This window comes from Dyella sp. SYSU CM1112, assembly GCF_058216415.1.
Genome location: NZ_JBZEGI010000026.1, coordinates 1 through 17,101 on the forward strand (window position 1 = coordinate 1; position 17,101 = coordinate 17,101).

A 17,101-nucleotide genomic window follows, 5' to 3' on the forward strand; every position below is an offset into this window, starting at 1 on the left:
CTTGAATGGCAGCGTGACGCTTACCGCCGGCAACCTCGTGCACATCACCGGCAGCGACGTGATGAGCCAGACCGGCACCGCCATTGTCGGTAAAGACGTCACCATCGATGCGGCGGTGGGTACCCACGAAACCACGCAGACCTATAAACAACAAACCGCAGGCATCAACATCGGCCTCACCGGTGGCGTCGCCAGTGTGGCCCAGGCCGCTTACGGTGCGGCGAATCGCGCAAACGAAACCCAGGATGATCGCCTCAAGGCACTCTATGCCGCGCAAGGCGCCCAGGCGCTGTTCTCGCCCGGTGCAGGGCAAGGCATGGGGTTGGCGCCCGGGCAAACCGGCGTCGACGCTATCAAGCATGCCGCTAACGGGAACGCCGCCGACGGCGTGTCCCTGCGCGTTGGCATCGGTGCCTCCAGCGCCAGCAGCACCACGAAGACGTATGACGAACAAACCTTCGGTAGTCGTATCGGCAGCGCCGGCAATGTCACCATCGCCGCCACCGGCGGTGATTTGAACGTCATCGGCAGCCAAGTCAACGGCCACGATGTCGCGCTCGCCGCCGCCAACAACCTCAACTTGATGAGCCAGGAAGAAATCCACACGCTGCAAAACACCAACAAGAACAGCAGCGGCGAAGTCGGGTTCAGTGTTGGCGCGCAAACCGGCTTCTACGCTACGGCGTCCGTCGGCAAGGGCAGCGCCCACGGCAACGGCACCACGCACGCGATCAGCAGCGTCAATGCCGATGGCACGCTCACCCTGATCAGTGGCAACGACACCACCATCCAGGGTGCGCAACTCACCGGCAACCAAGTGCTTGCGGCCATCGGCAACAACCTCACCATCCGCAGCGAGCAGGACACCGACGATTACGCCAGCAAGCAACAGCAACTCGGCGGCACGTTCGTTTACGGCTCGGGTGGCAGCCTCAACTACAACCAAAGCAAGGTCGACAGCCACTATCAAAGTGTCACGAAGGTCAGTGGCATCCAGGCGGGCAGCGGCGGCTTCGACATCACCGTCGGCGGCAACACACATCTGGCCGGTGGCGTGATCGCCAGCGCTGCCGAGGCCAGCAAGAACCGGCTCGATACCGGCAGCCTCACGTACGAGCATCTCAAGAACGAAGCCGACTACAGCGCCAGCAGCATCGGTATCGGTGGCGGCTACAGCAGTGCGGGAGGCGGGATCGGCGGCAGTGGCTTCGGCGGCATGGTGAGCCCAGGCATCTCCCAAAACGGCCACAGCAGCAGCGAAACCAAAGCGGGCATCGCCGAGGGCACGATCATCGTGCGCGATGGCAACGCCGATCTCAGCGGACTGGATAGAAAACCAACGCTCGCCGACCAGACACTCGCGCCGATCTTCGATGCGCAGAAAGTACAGACACAAGCGGAACTGAGTCAGGTCGCCGGACAGGTGGGCATGACGGCGGTGGGTGATCTGGCAGGCAAAATGGGCTGGCCAGAGGGCAGCCCCGAGCGCACGGTCCTGCACGGCGTGGTGGGTGCTGGTATCGCAGCACTGGGTGGCGGCGACGCGATGCAGGGCATGCTGGGCGCCGCGGCCAATCAGTTGATGATCCAAAAAATGGCGGATTACTTGGAAAGCCAGGGCTATGAGCCTGGCACTCCCGCCTTTATCTCCATGTTACAACTCGCTAGCGTGGGTATCGGAGCTATAACTGGAGGAGAAACCGGGGCAGCAATTGCTTTAGATGGAACCATGTTCAATGCATGCCAACATGACGGAAGGTGTTTTACAACCGGGCAAGAAAAAAAACACTTAACCGATGGCGACTATGCGGCATATTACAAAGCTGCATGTGACGGTGGAGATGCATATGCATGCCAAGCTGGCGCCATTGCCGAGGGAAAAAATCTTCCTGCAACAATAACCACTGCGCGCCTTATTGATTACGCATCAGACAATGGTGTTTTTTTAGATAAAACAAAACTTGATGCTATTCGACTAGGCTTGGCAAGCGGATATGCGGACTACTTAGGCTATTCGCCCGATACGGCAAAAATTCCAAGCGCAATGAGTATTGCTGAAATACACTGGGGAGTTTTTGACCAATACAACATACCGCCTAGAGCATTTGGAGGAACCCCCTTAGGGACATGGACGCCTGGCGGAACTTGGTGGACTAAGGAATACCCGTTTTTTATAGGTGGTGGCACTGGCTGGTGCCCAAATTGCACCAAGTAGAGGGCGTAATGAGCTTAAAAAAATGGGTCTTCATAGAGACCATAGTTTTTACTGCAATCCCTGCCTTTTTGGCTTTATATGCATTTCCCGTTATCATTTTCGGAATTATAGAGGCCATTTTTCCAATAGATGCAGATAAGCGCAGCGCCATGCTCAGATTTGCTGGTCTTTTTCCATATCTTGGCGGGGTATTCGGCTTATTAATGGTATGGTCAATAGCTTTTTCTTTAGCGAGAAATAAGCCGTATCGCTTCGAATGGAAATTTTTCTTGGCTCTGGCAGGAGGTGGAGCGGCAACATGGGAAATTGTGCGAACCTCAAGCACATTAATGGTGCTATTGGCGTGCCTCCCAACTTGGTTTCTTGTGGCGCATCTTATTTACATCAGTTTTCAAAAGAAAAAGCTTCTTGATCCCGAGCAACCCCACGCAGACCTATAAACAACAAACCGCAGGCATCAACATCGGCCTCACCGGTGGCGTCGCCAGTGTGGCCCAGGCCGCTTACGGTGCAGCGAATCGCGCAAACGAAACCCAGGATGATCGCCTCAAGGCACTCTATGCCGCGCAAGGCGCCCAGGCGCTGTTCTCGCCCGGTGCAGGGCAAGGCATGGGGTTGGCGCCCGGGCAAACCGGCGTCGACGCTATCAAGCATGCCGCTAACGGGAACGCCGCTGACGGCGTGTCCCTGCGCGTTGGCATCGGTGCCTCCAGCGCCAGCAGCACCACTAAGACGCACGACGAACAAGCCTACGGCAGCCGCATCGGCAGCCAGGGAAATGTCACCATCGCTGCCACCGGCGGTGATTTGAACGTCATCGGCAGCCAGATCAACGGCCACGATGTCGCGCTCGCCGCCGCCAACCATCTCAACCTGCTGAGCCAGGCCGAACATCACAGCCTCGACAACCAGAACAAAAACGCCAGCGGTGGCGTGGGCGTGCAGATCGGCAGCGATGGCGTGGGTTTCTACGCGCAAGCCTCCGCCGGCAAGGGCAGCGCCCATGGCAACGGCACCACGCATGCGATCAGCACCGTCAACGCCGATGGCACGCTCACCCTGATCAGCGGCAACGACACCACCCTCCAGGGTGCGCAGCTCACCGGCAACCAAGTGCTTGCGGCCATCGGCAACAACCTCACCATCCGCAGTGAGCAGGACACTGACGATTACGCCAGCAAGCAACAGCAACTCGGCATGAAAGGAGTGATCGGCTACGGCGGCAGCGCCAGCGTGAGCTACAACCAGAGCAAGGTCGACAGCCATTACCAGAGCGTCACCGCGGTCAGCGGCATCGCCGCCGGCAGCGGCGGCTTCGACATCACCGTTGGCGGCAATACGCACCTGGCCGGTGGCGTGATCGCCAGCGCTGCCGAGGCCAGCAAGAACCGGCTCGATACCGGCAGCCTCACGTACGAGCATCTCAAGAACGAAGCCGACTACAGCGCCAGCAGCATCGGGCTCAATGCGGGTTACGGCAGCGGCAGCTTCAGTGCATCGCCGGCACTGGGCATGCCGCAAAGCGGACACAGCAGCAGCGAGACGAAAGCCGGCATGGCCCAAGGCACGATCATCGTGCGCGATGGCAACGCCGATCTCTCGGGCCTGGATCGCAACCCCACGCTCGACGACCAGACGCTCAAACCCATCTTCGATGCGCAGAAAGTGCAGGAGCAGATGGAGATGGGGCAGCTCATGGGGCAAGTGGGCATGCGCGCGGCGGGCGATCTCGCCGGCAAGATGGGCTGGCCCGAAGGCAGCCCCGAACGCACCCTCCTGCGTGGCCTGGTCGGCGTGGGCATGGCCGCCCTGGGCGGTGGCGACGTCACGCAAGCGGTACTGGGTGCCGGCGCCAATCAGCTGGTGATCCAGAAGATGGCGGAGTTTCTGGAAAGCCAGGGTTATGAAAAAGGCACGCCGGAATTTGCCACGATGCTGCAACTGGGCAGTGCCGCCATCGGTGCGGCGGTGGGCGAAGGCAGTGGCGCGGCAGCAGCGTTGGCGGGGACGCAGTACAACTACCTTACGCATCTGCAAATAGACGCCTTCAAGCAAGCACTGGAATCGTGCAAGGGCCAAAGTGACTGCCAGAGTGTGGTCGATAAATACACTGCATTATCAAGGCAGAACGACGAAGCATTACAGCAGACCTGCGTAGCTGCGCCGACCAGCGGCTCCTGTCAAGACGGCGTGCGCGAGGCATTGAACTACGCTAACACGCACGTTAGCAGTTACACGATGCCCGCATACGCTAATTTATTCGGGTTGGTAACAGACGATATCAATCAATCACGCGGCAATGTGCTGAATATAATCATGACTAATCAGTCAGCCTACGGCGCCGTCAACACGATTAATGCGCGCGCAGACTTCTTTGGTGCGATGTATCAGCAAACGGGTGCGCCGTGGTTTGGTGCAGCAGAGCAAACATCCACCAAGGATTTGATGGGCGCTGAATTCAGTGTCGGAAACTTCATTACTGCAGGTGGCTTGGGCGATTGGCGTAATCAGGCGGGTAATATGATCATGCAAAACGGCCAGAGCAGTTTTGCTAACGTCTATCAGAATTACCAAAGTCCATCTTTTGATATGAATGCATGGAGCTTGCAGCAACTCAATAACGAACAGATGCTATTGCAGCCGGTTTATGAGCAGCAAAAAAACCTTACACAAGGAATGATATGGCTGGGCGGAAATATAAATTATCACATCAATCCAATGAATATGGAGGAGAGAGTTCAATTTGGCTGCATAAGAATGGTTGATTTTGGTTATCAAGGAGGCTGTCAATGATGGCCGCATCTTTGCGCTTCAGGGCTGTAGCTTTGCTTTTAGGTCATTGCACGGCAACTATGCTTTTGGGTGATTTAGTGTTGTATTGCCGGAATATCATATTAGACATGTTGGTAAACACAAAAATAGGCGGGTACTATGCCTATGTAACGCCTGCCGTGCCGTTCGTGTTGCTTAGTTTTTTATTTGCATGCGCAATGAAAAAGATAATCGATATATTAGGTCTCAATAAGAAGTCAGTCTTAATTTTCGCAATATTATATGTCGTGATTATAATTGTTGTTTATTCATATACATACATGTACGACATTGGACATGCAGAAAGTAGATTTCCGCACTGGTTTTTGATTTTAGTTCCCCCTTTGATGCCGGCATATACGATTGCTTTTGCTGGGATTTTCTTCTTATTGGTAAGATGGCAGATGGCGCTCATCCTGCACTTGCTAACATTCTTGTTTGCATTTGGCATTCCGGGACTTGGAATTTTTGCGTTGATATTTTTTTTACCATTTAATGCGGCTTATTACGCTGTAATGATTGGGTGGAATAAGAGGGTCTTCCGCCAGAAGGTGTCGGGTTGACTTATTTTTCAGTCGCCGCCTTGAAGCGCCTGGGCGATGCCTTCTACGAAACCCAGCTCGTCCTCGACCAGATCACCGGCCTCACCGGCCGACGCTACCTCACCGGCGATACCGACAGCCTGAACCAATACAAAGCCCTGATGGATGCCGGCGTACAAACGCAGCAGCTTGAAGACAAGCTGGCTGCCTGCGGCAATGACAAAGCATGCCAGGACGATGCCCGGCAGTGGGCAAAGAACGCATCACTGAACAATGACATCGCCATGGCCGGCATATGTGGTGCCAATCCCAATGACACGCATTGCCTGCAAGCGATCAAAGATTCAACACGCTACAACCTAAATAGCGACATGCGTACGTTGATTGCCGACGATCAAATGCGCAGCACCAACGCCCTATTGCAGATGGCCTTCGACATACCTGGGGGGCAGCATTTCTTCGGCAACATCGACAGCCGCAAGGATTTCTTCAACATGTACGCCAATGCGATTTCCGCTAAGGGGGATGAGGTGGCATGGCCGAGAGCAGCGGCACAAGTATCTGCGGATTTGCAGAAGGCGTGGTGGCCTATACTCGATCAGGTAGGGGGAGTTCCTACTCAAGATTGGATCAATCAAACAGGCAATACCATTCTTGATTATCGGTGGAATGATCTTAAATCACTTTATGAATCATCGATTCCGCTAACTGGTAGTACAGCATTTAACTGGGACATCCAGACATTGCGGAAGGAACAAGGGCAAGTGCAGTGGCGGTATGACCAGCTAAATGGGCGAGCTGAGCTAGGAGTGAGCATTGGAGCTATAGCAGCCCCCCTCCTTTTTCATGGAGACTCCCCGGTATGGAACGTTACCGACCCGAATGCCCGCGTTGAAAAAGGGCAAGAAGTTATGCAGGGAATTAGGAATGACCCCAATAAATCATGGGAGAATTAATTATGCTTTTCAGAACCATACTTCCTTTGCTTTGGTCATTTCTCTGCAGCATCTTATTAATTTCCACAGCACTAATATCCATTAGCCATAAAATCCCAATGGCCCTGCTTTATTCAGTATTTCTAATAACATGCTTCACTCCAATATTTTTTATTGAAAGGAACATATCTAAAAATATAAACATAAAAATTAGATTATTGATTCTAAGCATATTATCCACAATTTCCGTTATCTTTATTTCTTTCATATGTTTTTTTGAAATAATATTTTATTTTCATAAACATTACAATTGGTATGATGAGGCGATGAATTACCTATATGTTTTTTTGTTAATATCTGGATCACTTGTGGCTCTTGTTATTTGGTTCTGGGTTTCCTCCATTTTTAACAAGATATCTGCATTTACAAAAATAGCAAAATTTGAGCTAATCGTACTGCTTATGGCAACTTATGCTGCCTGTCTCACTATGGATTATGTGACTTTCGTACTTGGTCATCCTCCTGGAATGAGCTCTTAACAAATGGAGGTGGGCCAGCTGGCCGTTCACGTGGGCGTGCGTGCGGCGGGCTATATCGCTAGCAAGATGGGCTGACCTAAAGGCAGCCTCCAACACACCCTCCCACATAGCTTCATCAGGGTGGGCGTGGCTACGCTGGATGGTGGCGACTCATTATAGGTAACGCCACGGGTGCCGCGTCCACGGAACTCTTTAACGCAATTTTTGAAAAAGCCAAGAAAAATAATTGAAGGCACATAAGGACAAGATATTGATTAAGAGAATTACTAGCGCATTGGTGGCGGGAATGATTTTTTCCCTGGCAGAGGTGGTGATCGCCATTGTCCTTGGATATTTCGTACTCCGACTTCATGGATTGAAGTACGACTTTTATATGGTATTAAGAGAGGGCATTCGGTTTGGTTTGTACTTGGGCGGAGTTATTAGCTTTCTTGCATTTGTAGGCAATTCTCGCCGCAACCACCCTTAGTTATACAAAATGAATATCGTTAAAATTTTAAACATAGTTACGCCCGAACAAGATAAGTCGCCTGTCCCACTCGATTCGGTACGGCCAGCGCCAACAGGTTCAATGGAGGTATTACCAATTATCAGGAGTAGCTGAGGCAGAGGTTAAAGCTAGAGCATTTTTGATACCAATATTTTCCCGTGGTGAGGCGCCAGTCCTGGGAGTTACCGACCCCAACGTGCGCATCGAGCACGGCCAACAGTGATGGAAAATGTAAGAAATGATTCTGAACATGATTGTAAAAATTGATTGTTATTAGTCCAATTTTGTCCGACAGCTACTCTTTCTTCTTCGCGGAGAAAGAGCGCATCACATTCATCACCCATTCAATTAACGAGTGAATTATGCTTAGTCGTTTTATTTCTATAATATGGGTCATCTTTTGTAGCCCACTTTTAATAGCATTAACCATAACAGCGCTTTACCACGGATCTGTTGCTATTTTTTATTCAGCTTTCATTTTTTTAAACTATGCTGTCTTTTCTAAATTAGAAAATACGAGAAGCAATTCTTTCATAATAATAATGACATTCTTATCAACGTTAGCAGTTTGTTTTATTTCAAGCGTACTTATTGCTCAATGGTCAAGTTTATTTTCTTTAAAAATATGGCCATTTAATGACCTTCCTCAATGGATGGGAATTTCATATTTTATGTCGGGATCACTTATCGCAATTACAATTTGGTTTTGGGTTATCGCCAAGAAACGAAATAATTTATATAAATGCATTGCCATGCTTGAAATGGCTTTAATGTTAATTATCACTTATGGTTATAGTTTATCTATGGATTATTTCAATCTTGTGCTTGGCCACCCACCTGAGATGAATTCATAGCATCCATGACGCGGTTAAGAAGCATGACCGTCGGCGCTGCTATAGGCGAAGGCAGTGGCGCGGCAGCGGCGTTGGCGGGGACGCAGTACAACTACCTTACGCATCTGCAAACGCAGCAGTTTGAAGACAAGCTGGCTGCCTGCGGCAATGATAAAGCATGCCAGGACGATGCCCGACAGTGGGCAAAGAACGCATCACTGAACAATGACATCGCCATGGCCGGCATATGTGGTGCCAATCCCAGTGACACGCATTGCCTGCAAGCGATCAAAGATTCAACACGCTACAACCTAAATAGCGACATGCGTACGCTGATTGCCGACGATCAAATGCGCAGCACCAACGCCCTATTGCAGATGGCCTTCGACATACCTGGGGGGCAGCATTTCTTCGGCAACATCGACAGCCGCAAGGATTTCTTCAACATGTACGCCAATGCGATGTACGACAAGGGAAGTGATGTGGCGTGGCCGAGAGCGGCGGCGCAGGTGTCGGCGGATTTGCAACTTACCTGGGATGTGCCAGGTAAGTTACCTGGAATAATCGACACTCAACAATGGATAAACCAGACTGGTAATGTCATTCTTGATTACCGTTGGAATGACCTGAAATTGCTTTACCAATTGCCCACCCCGTTAACCGGAAGTGTAGCATTTAACTGGGATAATAAAATATTGAGAAATGAGCAGCAGCAGGTGCAATCTCAGTATGGCTCATTACATGGGGCGGAAGCATTTTGGACAGAAAGCGGTGCGGCCATTATTCCATGGCTTTTTCACCCCGCGGACCCTCATGCGCCGGTATGGAATATCAAAGATCCCAACGAGCGTATACAGCAAGGCATGGATGTGATGGATAGTATCCGGAAAGATCAAAACGAAGTATGGGGGAACTGATCTATGCGCTATGCTGTTATTTATCCAATTTTATGGGTTGTATTTTGTATTCCATTATTATTTCTAATGATCATTTTTGGCCTTGGAAATCACATTTCTGTCGTTTTGATGTACACATTATTTTTGATCATATCCTTCGTAGTAATAAAAGCCATTGAGAAAAAAAGAGCTAAATGTTATTTTGAAAAAAAAGATGGGTGATTAATTTATGTGCTATCCTATCAATAGTGGCAACTTTTATTAATTTTATATGTATGTTATACGGAATAATATGGCATTTTTACCCAGAATTTGATATGAAAATTCCGGTGTGGATAGGTGTTTTTTATCCGGCCGCTGGGGCGCCTATAGCCCTTGTAATTTGGTTTTACGTTGTTTGCAAAGTTAATAAAGTAAATAATTGCATTATGCTTCTTTCTAAAATGGAGGCTTGGCTGGTTGGGGTATCTACGTATTTGCTGTCCTTAAGTATGGACTATTTCAATCTCGTAATCGGCCATCCTCCGGGATTGGGTTCATAACCATCCGCAGCGAACAAGACACCGACGATTACGCCAGCAAGCAACAGCAACTCGGCATGAAAGGGGTGATCGGCTACGGCGGCAGCGCCAGCGTGAGCTACAACCAGAGCAAGGTCGACAGCCATTACCAGAGCGTCACCGCGGTCAGCGGCATCGCCGCCGGCAGCGGCGGCTTCGACATCACCGTTGGCGGCAATACGCACCTGGCCGGTGGTGTGATCGCCAGCGCTGCCGAGGCGAGCAAGAACCGGCTCGATACCGGCAGCCTCACGTACGAGCATGTCAAGAACGAAGCCGACTACAGCGCCAGCAGCATCGGGCTCAATGCGGGTTACGGCAGCGGCAGCTTCAGTGCATCGCCGGCACTAGGCATGCCGCAAAGCGGACACAGCAGCAGCGAGACGAAAGCCGGCGTCGCCCAAGGCACGATCATCGTGCGCGATGGCAACGCCGATCTCTCGGGTCTGGATCGCAACCCCACGCTCGACGACCAGACGCTCAAACCCATCTTCGATGCGCAGAAGGTGCAGGAGCAGATGGAGATGGGACAGCTCATGGGGCAAGTGGGCATGCGCGCGGCGGGCGATATCGCCGGCAAGATGGGCTGGCCCGAGGGCAGTCCCGAACGCACCCTCCTGCATGGCCTGGTCGGCGTGGGCATGGCCGCAATGGGCGGTGGCGACGTCACGCAAGCGGTACTGGGTGCCGGCGCCAATCAGCTGGTGATCCAGAAGATGGCGGAGTTTCTGGAAAGCCAGGGTTATGAAAAAGGCACGCCGGAATTTGCCACGATGCTGCAACTGGGCAGTGCCGCCATCGGTGCGGCGGTGGGCGAAGGCAGTGGCGCAGCAGCAGCGTTGGCGGGGACGCAGTACAACTACCTCACGCATTTGCAGCAAGAACAGAAAGAAAAGGAATTAGCCAAGTGTGGCAGCGACGCCGCATGCAAGCAGCACGCAGAGGATCATTGGAACGACATCAGCGCTCAGCAAAGCGTGGCGATGTATGAATCCCTGACACCGGGCAGCTATTCGCCAAGCCTGTCACAGCAACTCGCTAACATGGACCCACATGCGCCGGAGTTCGACAAATTGTTGGCACAGGCCGTCGCTCAAGGTGGGCTGGCAGATTCTCAGTTATTCAAGCCATCAGAGGCGCTAAGCTGGCTCTATAGCACGGATGGGCTGCCATCCATGGGGGCAATGCCACCGGGAATGTCGCTGGAAGATCGCAACAAACTTGAGCAAGCTTTATTGGGACCAGTTTTTGATTTGCCTGGCAACATCGCGCAGGTTGCGGGTGCATCGCCCCAACAAGTTGCAGCGGCCAATGAGGTGGGTGCGTTAGAACTTAACGTGACTGGCTCGTTGCACCTTGAGCCGCTGATCGGACAGAGCGAAGGGGTGATTGCTTCGGAGCCGTGGACCACACCGGCTATCAATGCAGGTATCAACTGGGGAGAAGGCATCCAGAATCAAGGCATGCCTTGGGAGAACTATCTGGCTAATCAACTTCCGCCGGGTTCGCAGTTGCCGCCGAATTTCAAGACGTTTGATTTCTACGATCCAACCACACAAACAGCCATTAGCGCTAAGACGTTGGATACGATGGGCTCTTCTTACTTGGACAATTCGAAGAAAGTGTATGCAACCCTGGAAAAATACATCGATTCAGCGGCGAGTTTTAAGGGCTACGAGTTAAGCGGAAAAGAGCTAAATCCTTCAATGATTACCGCACGCGAGCTTCGGGTCGCAGTGCCTGCTCAAACAACGTCGCAGCAGTGGGAGCAAATAAACCAAGCAATCCAATATGGCGAAAGTCAAGGGGTCAAGGTTTTAGTGACATCGGTGCAATGACATGAATAGGCTACAAGACACTAGGTGGGCAAGCGTTTACTGGAATGAAAAATTCTTTTGCGTAATCACAAAATCCGGACGCGGATTGCTAGGTTTGGATCCTGAAGGAGCTCAACATTTACTTGCACTGGACGTGAGTGATGAAATGTTAGGGACAGCAGTGCTCGATTCTTTAGCACACAGTCGTCTTCTGACAATGGAAGAGTTTGCTACTTTCTTTGACCACGCCAATAGCAAAGCAAAATACGAAGCATGGATAGCCGACTTAGTAAAACGTTATGGTTATACGAGTCGTCGCGCACTTTTTAAAAACATGTTGTCTTGCGGAATTAGTCACTACGATGGCGTTATTACATTTTCTCCTTCTCGTCACGACCGTCTTGAGGGTTGGGAAGGTATAGACGAGCTTTCCAAAGTTGAAATCGCCGCCAATAGTCCCGCAGCCAAGATTGGCGCCGCTCTACGATTAGCGATGAACCGTTGTCGTTGATGAGCCTAATCTCAACCAGTCAAACCGAAGGGCATCACTTGCATGCCACAGCAAAATGCCAGCGGCGGCATCGGCATGCAGATTGACGGCGCCAGCGTGAGCTACAACCAGAGCAAGGTCGACAGCCATTACCAGAGCGTCACCGCGGTCAGCGGCATCGCCGCCGGCAGCGGCGGCTTCGACATCACCGTTGGCGGCAATACGCACCTGGCCGGTGGCGTGATCGCCAGCGCTGCCGAGGCGAGCAAGAACCGGCTCGATACCGGCAGCCTCACGTATGAGCATCTCAAGAACGAAGCCGACTACAGCGCCAGCAGCATCGGGCTCAATGCGGGTTACGGCAGCGGCAGCTTCAGTGCATCGCCGGCACTGGGCATGCCGCAAAGCGGACACAGCAGCAGCGAGACGAAAGCCGGCATGGCCCAAGGCACGATTATCGTGCGCGATGGCAACGCCGATCTCTCGGGCCTGGATCGCAACCCCTCGCTCGATGACCAGACGCTCAAACCCATCTTCGATGCACAGAAGGTGCAGGAGCAGATGGAGATGGGACAGCTCATGGGGCAAGTGGGCATGCGCGCGGCGGGCGATATGGCCGGCAAGATGGGCTGGCCCGAAGGCAGTCCCGAACGCACCCTCCTGCATGGCCTGGTCGGCGTGGGCATGGCCGCAATGGGCGGTGGCGACGTCACGCAAGCGGTACTGGGTGCCGGCGCCAATCAGCTGGTGATCCAGAAGATGGCGGAGTTTCTGGAAAGCCAGGGTTATGAAAAAGGCACGCCGGAATTTGCCACGATGCTGCAACTGGGCAGTGCCGCCATCGGTGCGGCGGTGGGCGAAGGCAGTGGCGCGGCAGCGGCGTTGGCAGGGACGCAGTACAACTACCTTACGCATCTGCAGCTCAAAAAAGCGAACGAGGACTGGGATGCATGCCATGGTGATCAAGCCTGTCAATCCCGCGTGCTAAATGAGGCGCAAGCGTTGTCACAAAAAAACGATGTGACACTGCGCAGCTTGTGCAATGAATCCCCTGGCTCTAACGCGTGTAAATCGTCCGTAAATGAGGCGACGACTTATGGCGCTTTATGGGAAAAAAATGGCTATGCACTTGAAAGTGACATGACGCGTAGCGACACAGATTTAATGCAGTATTTGATGGATACGCCTTATGGCTATCAATATTATCCTTCACTCGATAATCGAAAAGATTTCTTCCAAGCGTTCCAAAATGCCTTGGAAGCCAAGGGTAATGAAGTGGTGTGGCCACAAGTTGCAGCAAACGTCTCAGGCAGTCTTCAGTCGGTCAACGACTGGTATTGTCCAAGTTGTGGAAACGCTTCCGCGTGGGTGGATTACGTTGGTAAAGCCATTATGAAATTTGAATGGCCTGAATTACAGAAACTTTATAATGGACCAGCACTTACTGGAGACGCGGCCAAAATGTGGGATACGGGCACGTTGATTCATGAGCAGATGACACTTCAGCCTTTCTATGACCAACTAAAGAGCCAAGGAGGTTGGTCGTATGGAATTATTGGATCCGGTGGTTACATAAATACTGGAACAGATATATTTAATGTTTATAATAGAATTGATTATGGTCTTGATAAATTAAAAGAGACACAAAATAACAGGTGATTGACATGATTAACAAAAAATCAAAAACATTAATATTTATTATTTTTATTTTTATACTTTCATGCGCACTGCCAGCTTTTATTTCATCAAATGGAATTCATGGTGGTGTTCTTATTGTAACGAAATACCTCTTATATATCACGTCATTAACAAGTATTTTCTTTTATGCGAAAAAAAATACACCTAAGGAAGATTCATCAATCATATTATATTTATCAACAATATCTATAATCGTGATGATGATTTCTATTTTTTTCGTGTTCGCTGGAATATTTAACATCATTCCATTTTTGTTCTTTTTTTTATTTTCTGGATTTACTTCTTTACTGGCAATTTGGAATCTTATTATTAGTTACCAGCTAGGAATGAGTTGGCACAAAAAAACGTACGCATGGCTTAGCTCTATCATTATGTTTCTTGCTTCTTTTGTAACTATGTCTATTCCAGCTGTCCCCATGTTTATTTAGAAGGTGGAGATAGGTTCGCTGATGGGCCAGGTGGGCATGCGCGCGGCGGGCGACATTGCCGGCACGATGGGCACGCCCGAATTCGCCACGATGCTGCAACTGGGCAGTGCCGCCATCGGTGCGGCGGTGGGCGAAGGCAGTGGCGCGGCAGCGGCGTTGGCGGGGACGCAGTACAACTACCTTACGCATCTGCAACTGGAAACATTGGATAAACAGATCAGCCAATGCAAAGGCGACGCAGTCTGCATCCAAACCGCCAAGAGCGATGCAGAGATGCTGTCGGCCCGGCAGGAGCAAGACCTCATTCACGGTTGTAACGCTGCCGGGGTTTATTGCGCATCGAATTACGCAAACGGCATCAACGACGCGATCAACTACATCAACGATCCGCTCGCCGCCAAGCTGGGACTGCAGGTGGACCAGTCCATCACTGCGCAGAACTATGCCAATTATCAATCCCAATGGGGATTGGTGTATGGCGATAAGGTTGCCAGTCAAAATGGAGAGTGGAGTTTGCTCCGGCGGCGGCTGGCGCTGGTACCGCCGCCGCTATCGCGGCTGGGCCTGCTGCGTTGGCATGGGGACAAGATGCATGGACGGCTTATCGGACTGCTACCGAAGGGTATTCGTTGGGGGCGGCTGCGGGGACGGGGGCTATAACGTCAGGAGCGACTTATACATTCGGAGTGGGTTATGGCGCCTGGAATGATTCCCGCCACAATGGAACAGGCTTTGGGAATGCATTCGATCAGCATTTTTCAAGCTTAGGTTTAGTTGAGTCGATGGGGATTGGCGCCGCGGGTGGCGCTTACCAGACATATCTGTTTGAAGGCTTTGAGGTCGCCAATAACTGGAAGAATATCTTCACTGCGGATGGATTTTTAATTCGCGGAACCACCACGCTAATGAAGCGTCAAATCAAACAAGCCGATCAAAATAAATAAACAAAATATAAAATTTAACCTTTACAGAAAAGGATGGACAAGAAGTGTTAAATAGTATTATTTCGGGCTTATTTAGAGGTTTTTTTGCCAAACCAATAGAAAAATGGCTACTGCGATATAAGCTTCGAACAATTTTTTTTATTTCCATATTATCAATTCATTTAATTGCATTCCTACAAGACGGGTGGGTGACAGGATGGTCAAAAGCCTTACATAAATCAATCGCCTTTATTACAACCCCGACTGGATTTTTAGTTCCAATAGGACTCAGTTTTTTAGTCGTTATTATTTTCGCCATAAATTCCCCAGTAAGAGAAAAAGAGGAAGCCGTTAAAGCAGGAGATACTAATCAAACAAACACTAATGATCAAAACAAACACAATCATAAAGATAGTAAGTAAATTATCGTCAGCGAATCAACATCATTATTCAGCATCGGCAATTTACTTACGAAAGGTGGCTTGGCTGATTGGCGCAATCAGGCAGGTAATTTAATCATGCAGAACGGCCAGAGCAGTTTCACGAACGTCTATCAGAACTGCCAGAATCCATCCTTCGATCTAAGTGCATGGAGCTGGCAACAGCTTAACAATGAACAGACGCTGCTGCAGTCAATTTATGAACAACAACAAATCTTTACACGGGGAATGATCTGGATGGGCGGGGAGGCAAACTATCAAATCAATCCAATGAGCATGGGAGACAGAGTTCAATTTGGTTGCATAAGAATGGTTGATTTTGGTTATCAAGGAGACTGTCAATGATGGCCGCATCTTTGCGCTTCAGGGCTGTAGCTTTGCTTTTAGGTCATTGCACGACCACTATGCTTTTGGGTGATTTAGTGTTGTATTGCCGGAATATCATATTAGACATGTTGGTAAACACAAAAATAGGCGGGTACTATGCCTATGTAACGCCTGCCGTGCCGTTCGTGTTGCTTAGTTTTTTATTTGCATGCGTAATGAAAAAGATAATCGATATATTAGGTCTCAATAAGAAGTCAGTCTTAATTTTCGTAATATTATATGTCTCGATTATAATTGTGGTTTATTCATATACATACATGTACGACATTGGACATGCAGAAAGTAGATTTCCGCACTGGTTTTTGATTTTAGTTCCCCCTTTGATGCCGGCATATACGATTGCTTTTGCTGGGACTTTCTTCTTATTGGTAAGATGGCAGATGGCGCTCATCCTGCACTTGTTAACATTCTTGTTTGCATTTGGCATTCCGGGACTTGGAATTTTTGCGTTGATATTTTTTTACCATTTAATGCGGCTTATTACGCTGTAATGATTGGGTGGAATAAGAGGATCTTCCGCCAGAAGGTGTCGGGTTGACTTATTCTTCAGTCGCCGCCTTGAGAAGTGAAGCCAGCTTTTCCGTTTGAGTTGAAACCACTGAAGCCTCGTTCTTTATTTTGGTCTATGCCTTTATGGTTAGCGGTGGCTTTTCTTACGATTTTTGTTGCCGGATTCGCACTGGTCACGCTTAGTGAATCTGCGTTCGATCATGCCCTCAAGTGGATGGGATGGGCGAATAACTAAACCATGACTGGCATTGGCCTTTTCATTAAGGCGCGACGTTATATCTGGCAACAACACACTCTCACTAAAAAGCCCGGCCTACCGGCAGGAGAAAAACCACCACGCACGATGCCGTGCAGGACGGTTTGACCGTGGGCACCCTCCTCAGCGGCCACGCCGTGACTGCCATAACCTCACCACGCAGACGTCGGAGATCATCAGCACGAGCAACGTTGTGCTGGCTAAGGCTGTAGGTAAGACGGTGACTATCGAGACGATGGAGAAAGCGTCAAGCAACCCTATCCCTGGGCTTGTCGATGAGTCGAACCACGACGCGCGCTTCGTACTTGGACGCTTGGGTACATTGCACATT

Annotated in this window: 15 protein-coding genes; all 15 read left to right on the top strand. The window is 50.5% G+C overall.

The window, feature by feature from the left end; translation table 11 throughout:
- A partial coding sequence (locus AC4HNJ_RS21120) for a hemagglutinin repeat-containing protein (protein ID WP_490481593.1) occupies window positions 1–2,215 on the top strand: 2,215 nt, incomplete at its 5' end.
- An 8-nt stretch (window positions 2,216–2,223) separates the two neighbouring features.
- The gene (locus tag AC4HNJ_RS21125) at window positions 2,224–2,655 is read left to right on the top strand and encodes a hypothetical protein (protein WP_490481594.1); all 432 of its coding nucleotides are present in this window, start codon (window positions 2,224–2,226) and stop codon (window positions 2,653–2,655) included.
- The gene (locus tag AC4HNJ_RS21130) at window positions 2,624–5,008 is read left to right on the top strand and encodes a hemagglutinin repeat-containing protein (RefSeq protein WP_490481595.1); all 2,385 of its coding nucleotides are present in this window, start codon (window positions 2,624–2,626) and stop codon (window positions 5,006–5,008) included. The genes AC4HNJ_RS21125 and AC4HNJ_RS21130 overlap by 32 nt, the downstream gene beginning before the upstream one ends.
- Window positions 5,005–5,589 (top strand): hypothetical protein, encoded by a 585-nt coding sequence (locus tag AC4HNJ_RS21135; protein ID WP_490481596.1) that lies wholly within the window; start codon window positions 5,005–5,007, stop codon window positions 5,587–5,589. Before AC4HNJ_RS21130 ends, AC4HNJ_RS21135 begins: the two co-directional genes overlap by 4 nt.
- Window positions 5,586–6,524 carry a hypothetical protein gene (locus tag AC4HNJ_RS21140; protein WP_490481597.1) on the top strand — a complete coding sequence of 313 codons (939 nt, stop codon included), beginning with the start codon at window positions 5,586–5,588 and terminating at the stop codon, window positions 6,522–6,524. The genes AC4HNJ_RS21135 and AC4HNJ_RS21140 overlap by 4 nt, the downstream gene beginning before the upstream one ends.
- Before the next feature lie 1,370 nt (window positions 6,525–7,894).
- Window positions 7,895–8,386 carry a hypothetical protein gene (locus tag AC4HNJ_RS21145; RefSeq protein WP_490481598.1) on the top strand — a complete coding sequence of 164 codons (492 nt, stop codon included), beginning with the start codon at window positions 7,895–7,897 and terminating at the stop codon, window positions 8,384–8,386.
- 23 nt (window positions 8,387–8,409) lie between these two features.
- Complete coding sequence (locus AC4HNJ_RS21150) at window positions 8,410–9,282, top strand: hypothetical protein (RefSeq protein WP_490481599.1); 873 nt, start codon at window positions 8,410–8,412, stop codon at window positions 9,280–9,282.
- A gap of 577 nt (window positions 9,283–9,859) precedes the next feature.
- Window positions 9,860–11,659: an endonuclease toxin domain-containing protein gene (locus tag AC4HNJ_RS21155; RefSeq protein ID WP_490481600.1), complete on the top strand. Its 1,800-nt coding sequence runs from the start codon at window positions 9,860–9,862 to the stop codon at window positions 11,657–11,659.
- A gap of 1 nt (window position 11,660) precedes the next feature.
- On the top strand, window positions 11,661–12,149 hold the full coding sequence (locus AC4HNJ_RS21160) for a contact-dependent growth inhibition system immunity protein (RefSeq protein WP_490481601.1): 489 nt from the start codon (window positions 11,661–11,663) through the stop codon (window positions 12,147–12,149).
- Window positions 12,150–12,191: 42 nt separating this feature from the next.
- Window positions 12,192–13,787 (top strand): hypothetical protein, encoded by a 1,596-nt coding sequence (locus AC4HNJ_RS21165; protein ID WP_490481602.1) that lies wholly within the window; start codon window positions 12,192–12,194, stop codon window positions 13,785–13,787.
- 488 nt (window positions 13,788–14,275) lie between these two features.
- Complete coding sequence (locus tag AC4HNJ_RS21170) at window positions 14,276–14,914, top strand: hypothetical protein (protein WP_490481603.1); 639 nt, start codon at window positions 14,276–14,278, stop codon at window positions 14,912–14,914.
- Between the two features lie 26 nt (window positions 14,915–14,940).
- Entirely contained in the window at window positions 14,941–15,198 is a 258-nt protein-coding gene (locus AC4HNJ_RS21175) for a hypothetical protein (protein ID WP_490481604.1), read from the top strand.
- A 44-nt stretch (window positions 15,199–15,242) separates the two neighbouring features.
- On the top strand, window positions 15,243–15,599 hold the full coding sequence (locus AC4HNJ_RS21180) for a hypothetical protein (protein ID WP_490481605.1): 357 nt from the start codon (window positions 15,243–15,245) through the stop codon (window positions 15,597–15,599).
- 60 nt (window positions 15,600–15,659) lie between these two features.
- On the top strand, window positions 15,660–15,962 hold the full coding sequence (locus AC4HNJ_RS21185) for a hypothetical protein (RefSeq protein ID WP_490481606.1): 303 nt from the start codon (window positions 15,660–15,662) through the stop codon (window positions 15,960–15,962).
- Window positions 15,959–16,495, top strand: coding sequence for a hypothetical protein (locus AC4HNJ_RS21190; RefSeq protein WP_490481607.1), 537 nt, complete (start codon window positions 15,959–15,961; stop codon window positions 16,493–16,495). Before AC4HNJ_RS21185 ends, AC4HNJ_RS21190 begins: the two co-directional genes overlap by 4 nt.
- The last annotated feature ends 606 nt before the right edge of the window (window positions 16,496–17,101 follow it).

Excerpts from the sequence above, each read along its gene's own strand:
- AC4HNJ_RS21160 (WP_490481601.1), top strand. The coding sequence starts at position 11,661 with ATGAATAGGCTACAAGACACTAGGTGGGCAAGCGTTTACTGGAATGAA.
- AC4HNJ_RS21135 (WP_490481596.1), top strand. The coding sequence starts at position 5,005 with ATGATGGCCGCATCTTTGCGCTTCAGGGCTGTAGCTTTGCTTTTAGGT.
- AC4HNJ_RS21170 (WP_490481603.1), top strand. The coding sequence starts at position 14,276 with ATGGGCCAGGTGGGCATGCGCGCGGCGGGCGACATTGCCGGCACGATG.
- AC4HNJ_RS21125 (WP_490481594.1), top strand. The coding sequence starts at position 2,224 with ATGAGCTTAAAAAAATGGGTCTTCATAGAGACCATAGTTTTTACTGCA.
- AC4HNJ_RS21165 (WP_490481602.1), top strand. The coding sequence starts at position 12,192 with ATGCCACAGCAAAATGCCAGCGGCGGCATCGGCATGCAGATTGACGGC.
- AC4HNJ_RS21155 (WP_490481600.1), top strand. The coding sequence starts at position 9,860 with ATGAAAGGGGTGATCGGCTACGGCGGCAGCGCCAGCGTGAGCTACAAC.
- AC4HNJ_RS21150 (WP_490481599.1), top strand. The coding sequence starts at position 8,410 with ATGACCGTCGGCGCTGCTATAGGCGAAGGCAGTGGCGCGGCAGCGGCG.
- AC4HNJ_RS21190 (WP_490481607.1), top strand. The coding sequence starts at position 15,959 with ATGATGGCCGCATCTTTGCGCTTCAGGGCTGTAGCTTTGCTTTTAGGT.
- AC4HNJ_RS21145 (WP_490481598.1), top strand. The coding sequence starts at position 7,895 with ATGCTTAGTCGTTTTATTTCTATAATATGGGTCATCTTTTGTAGCCCA.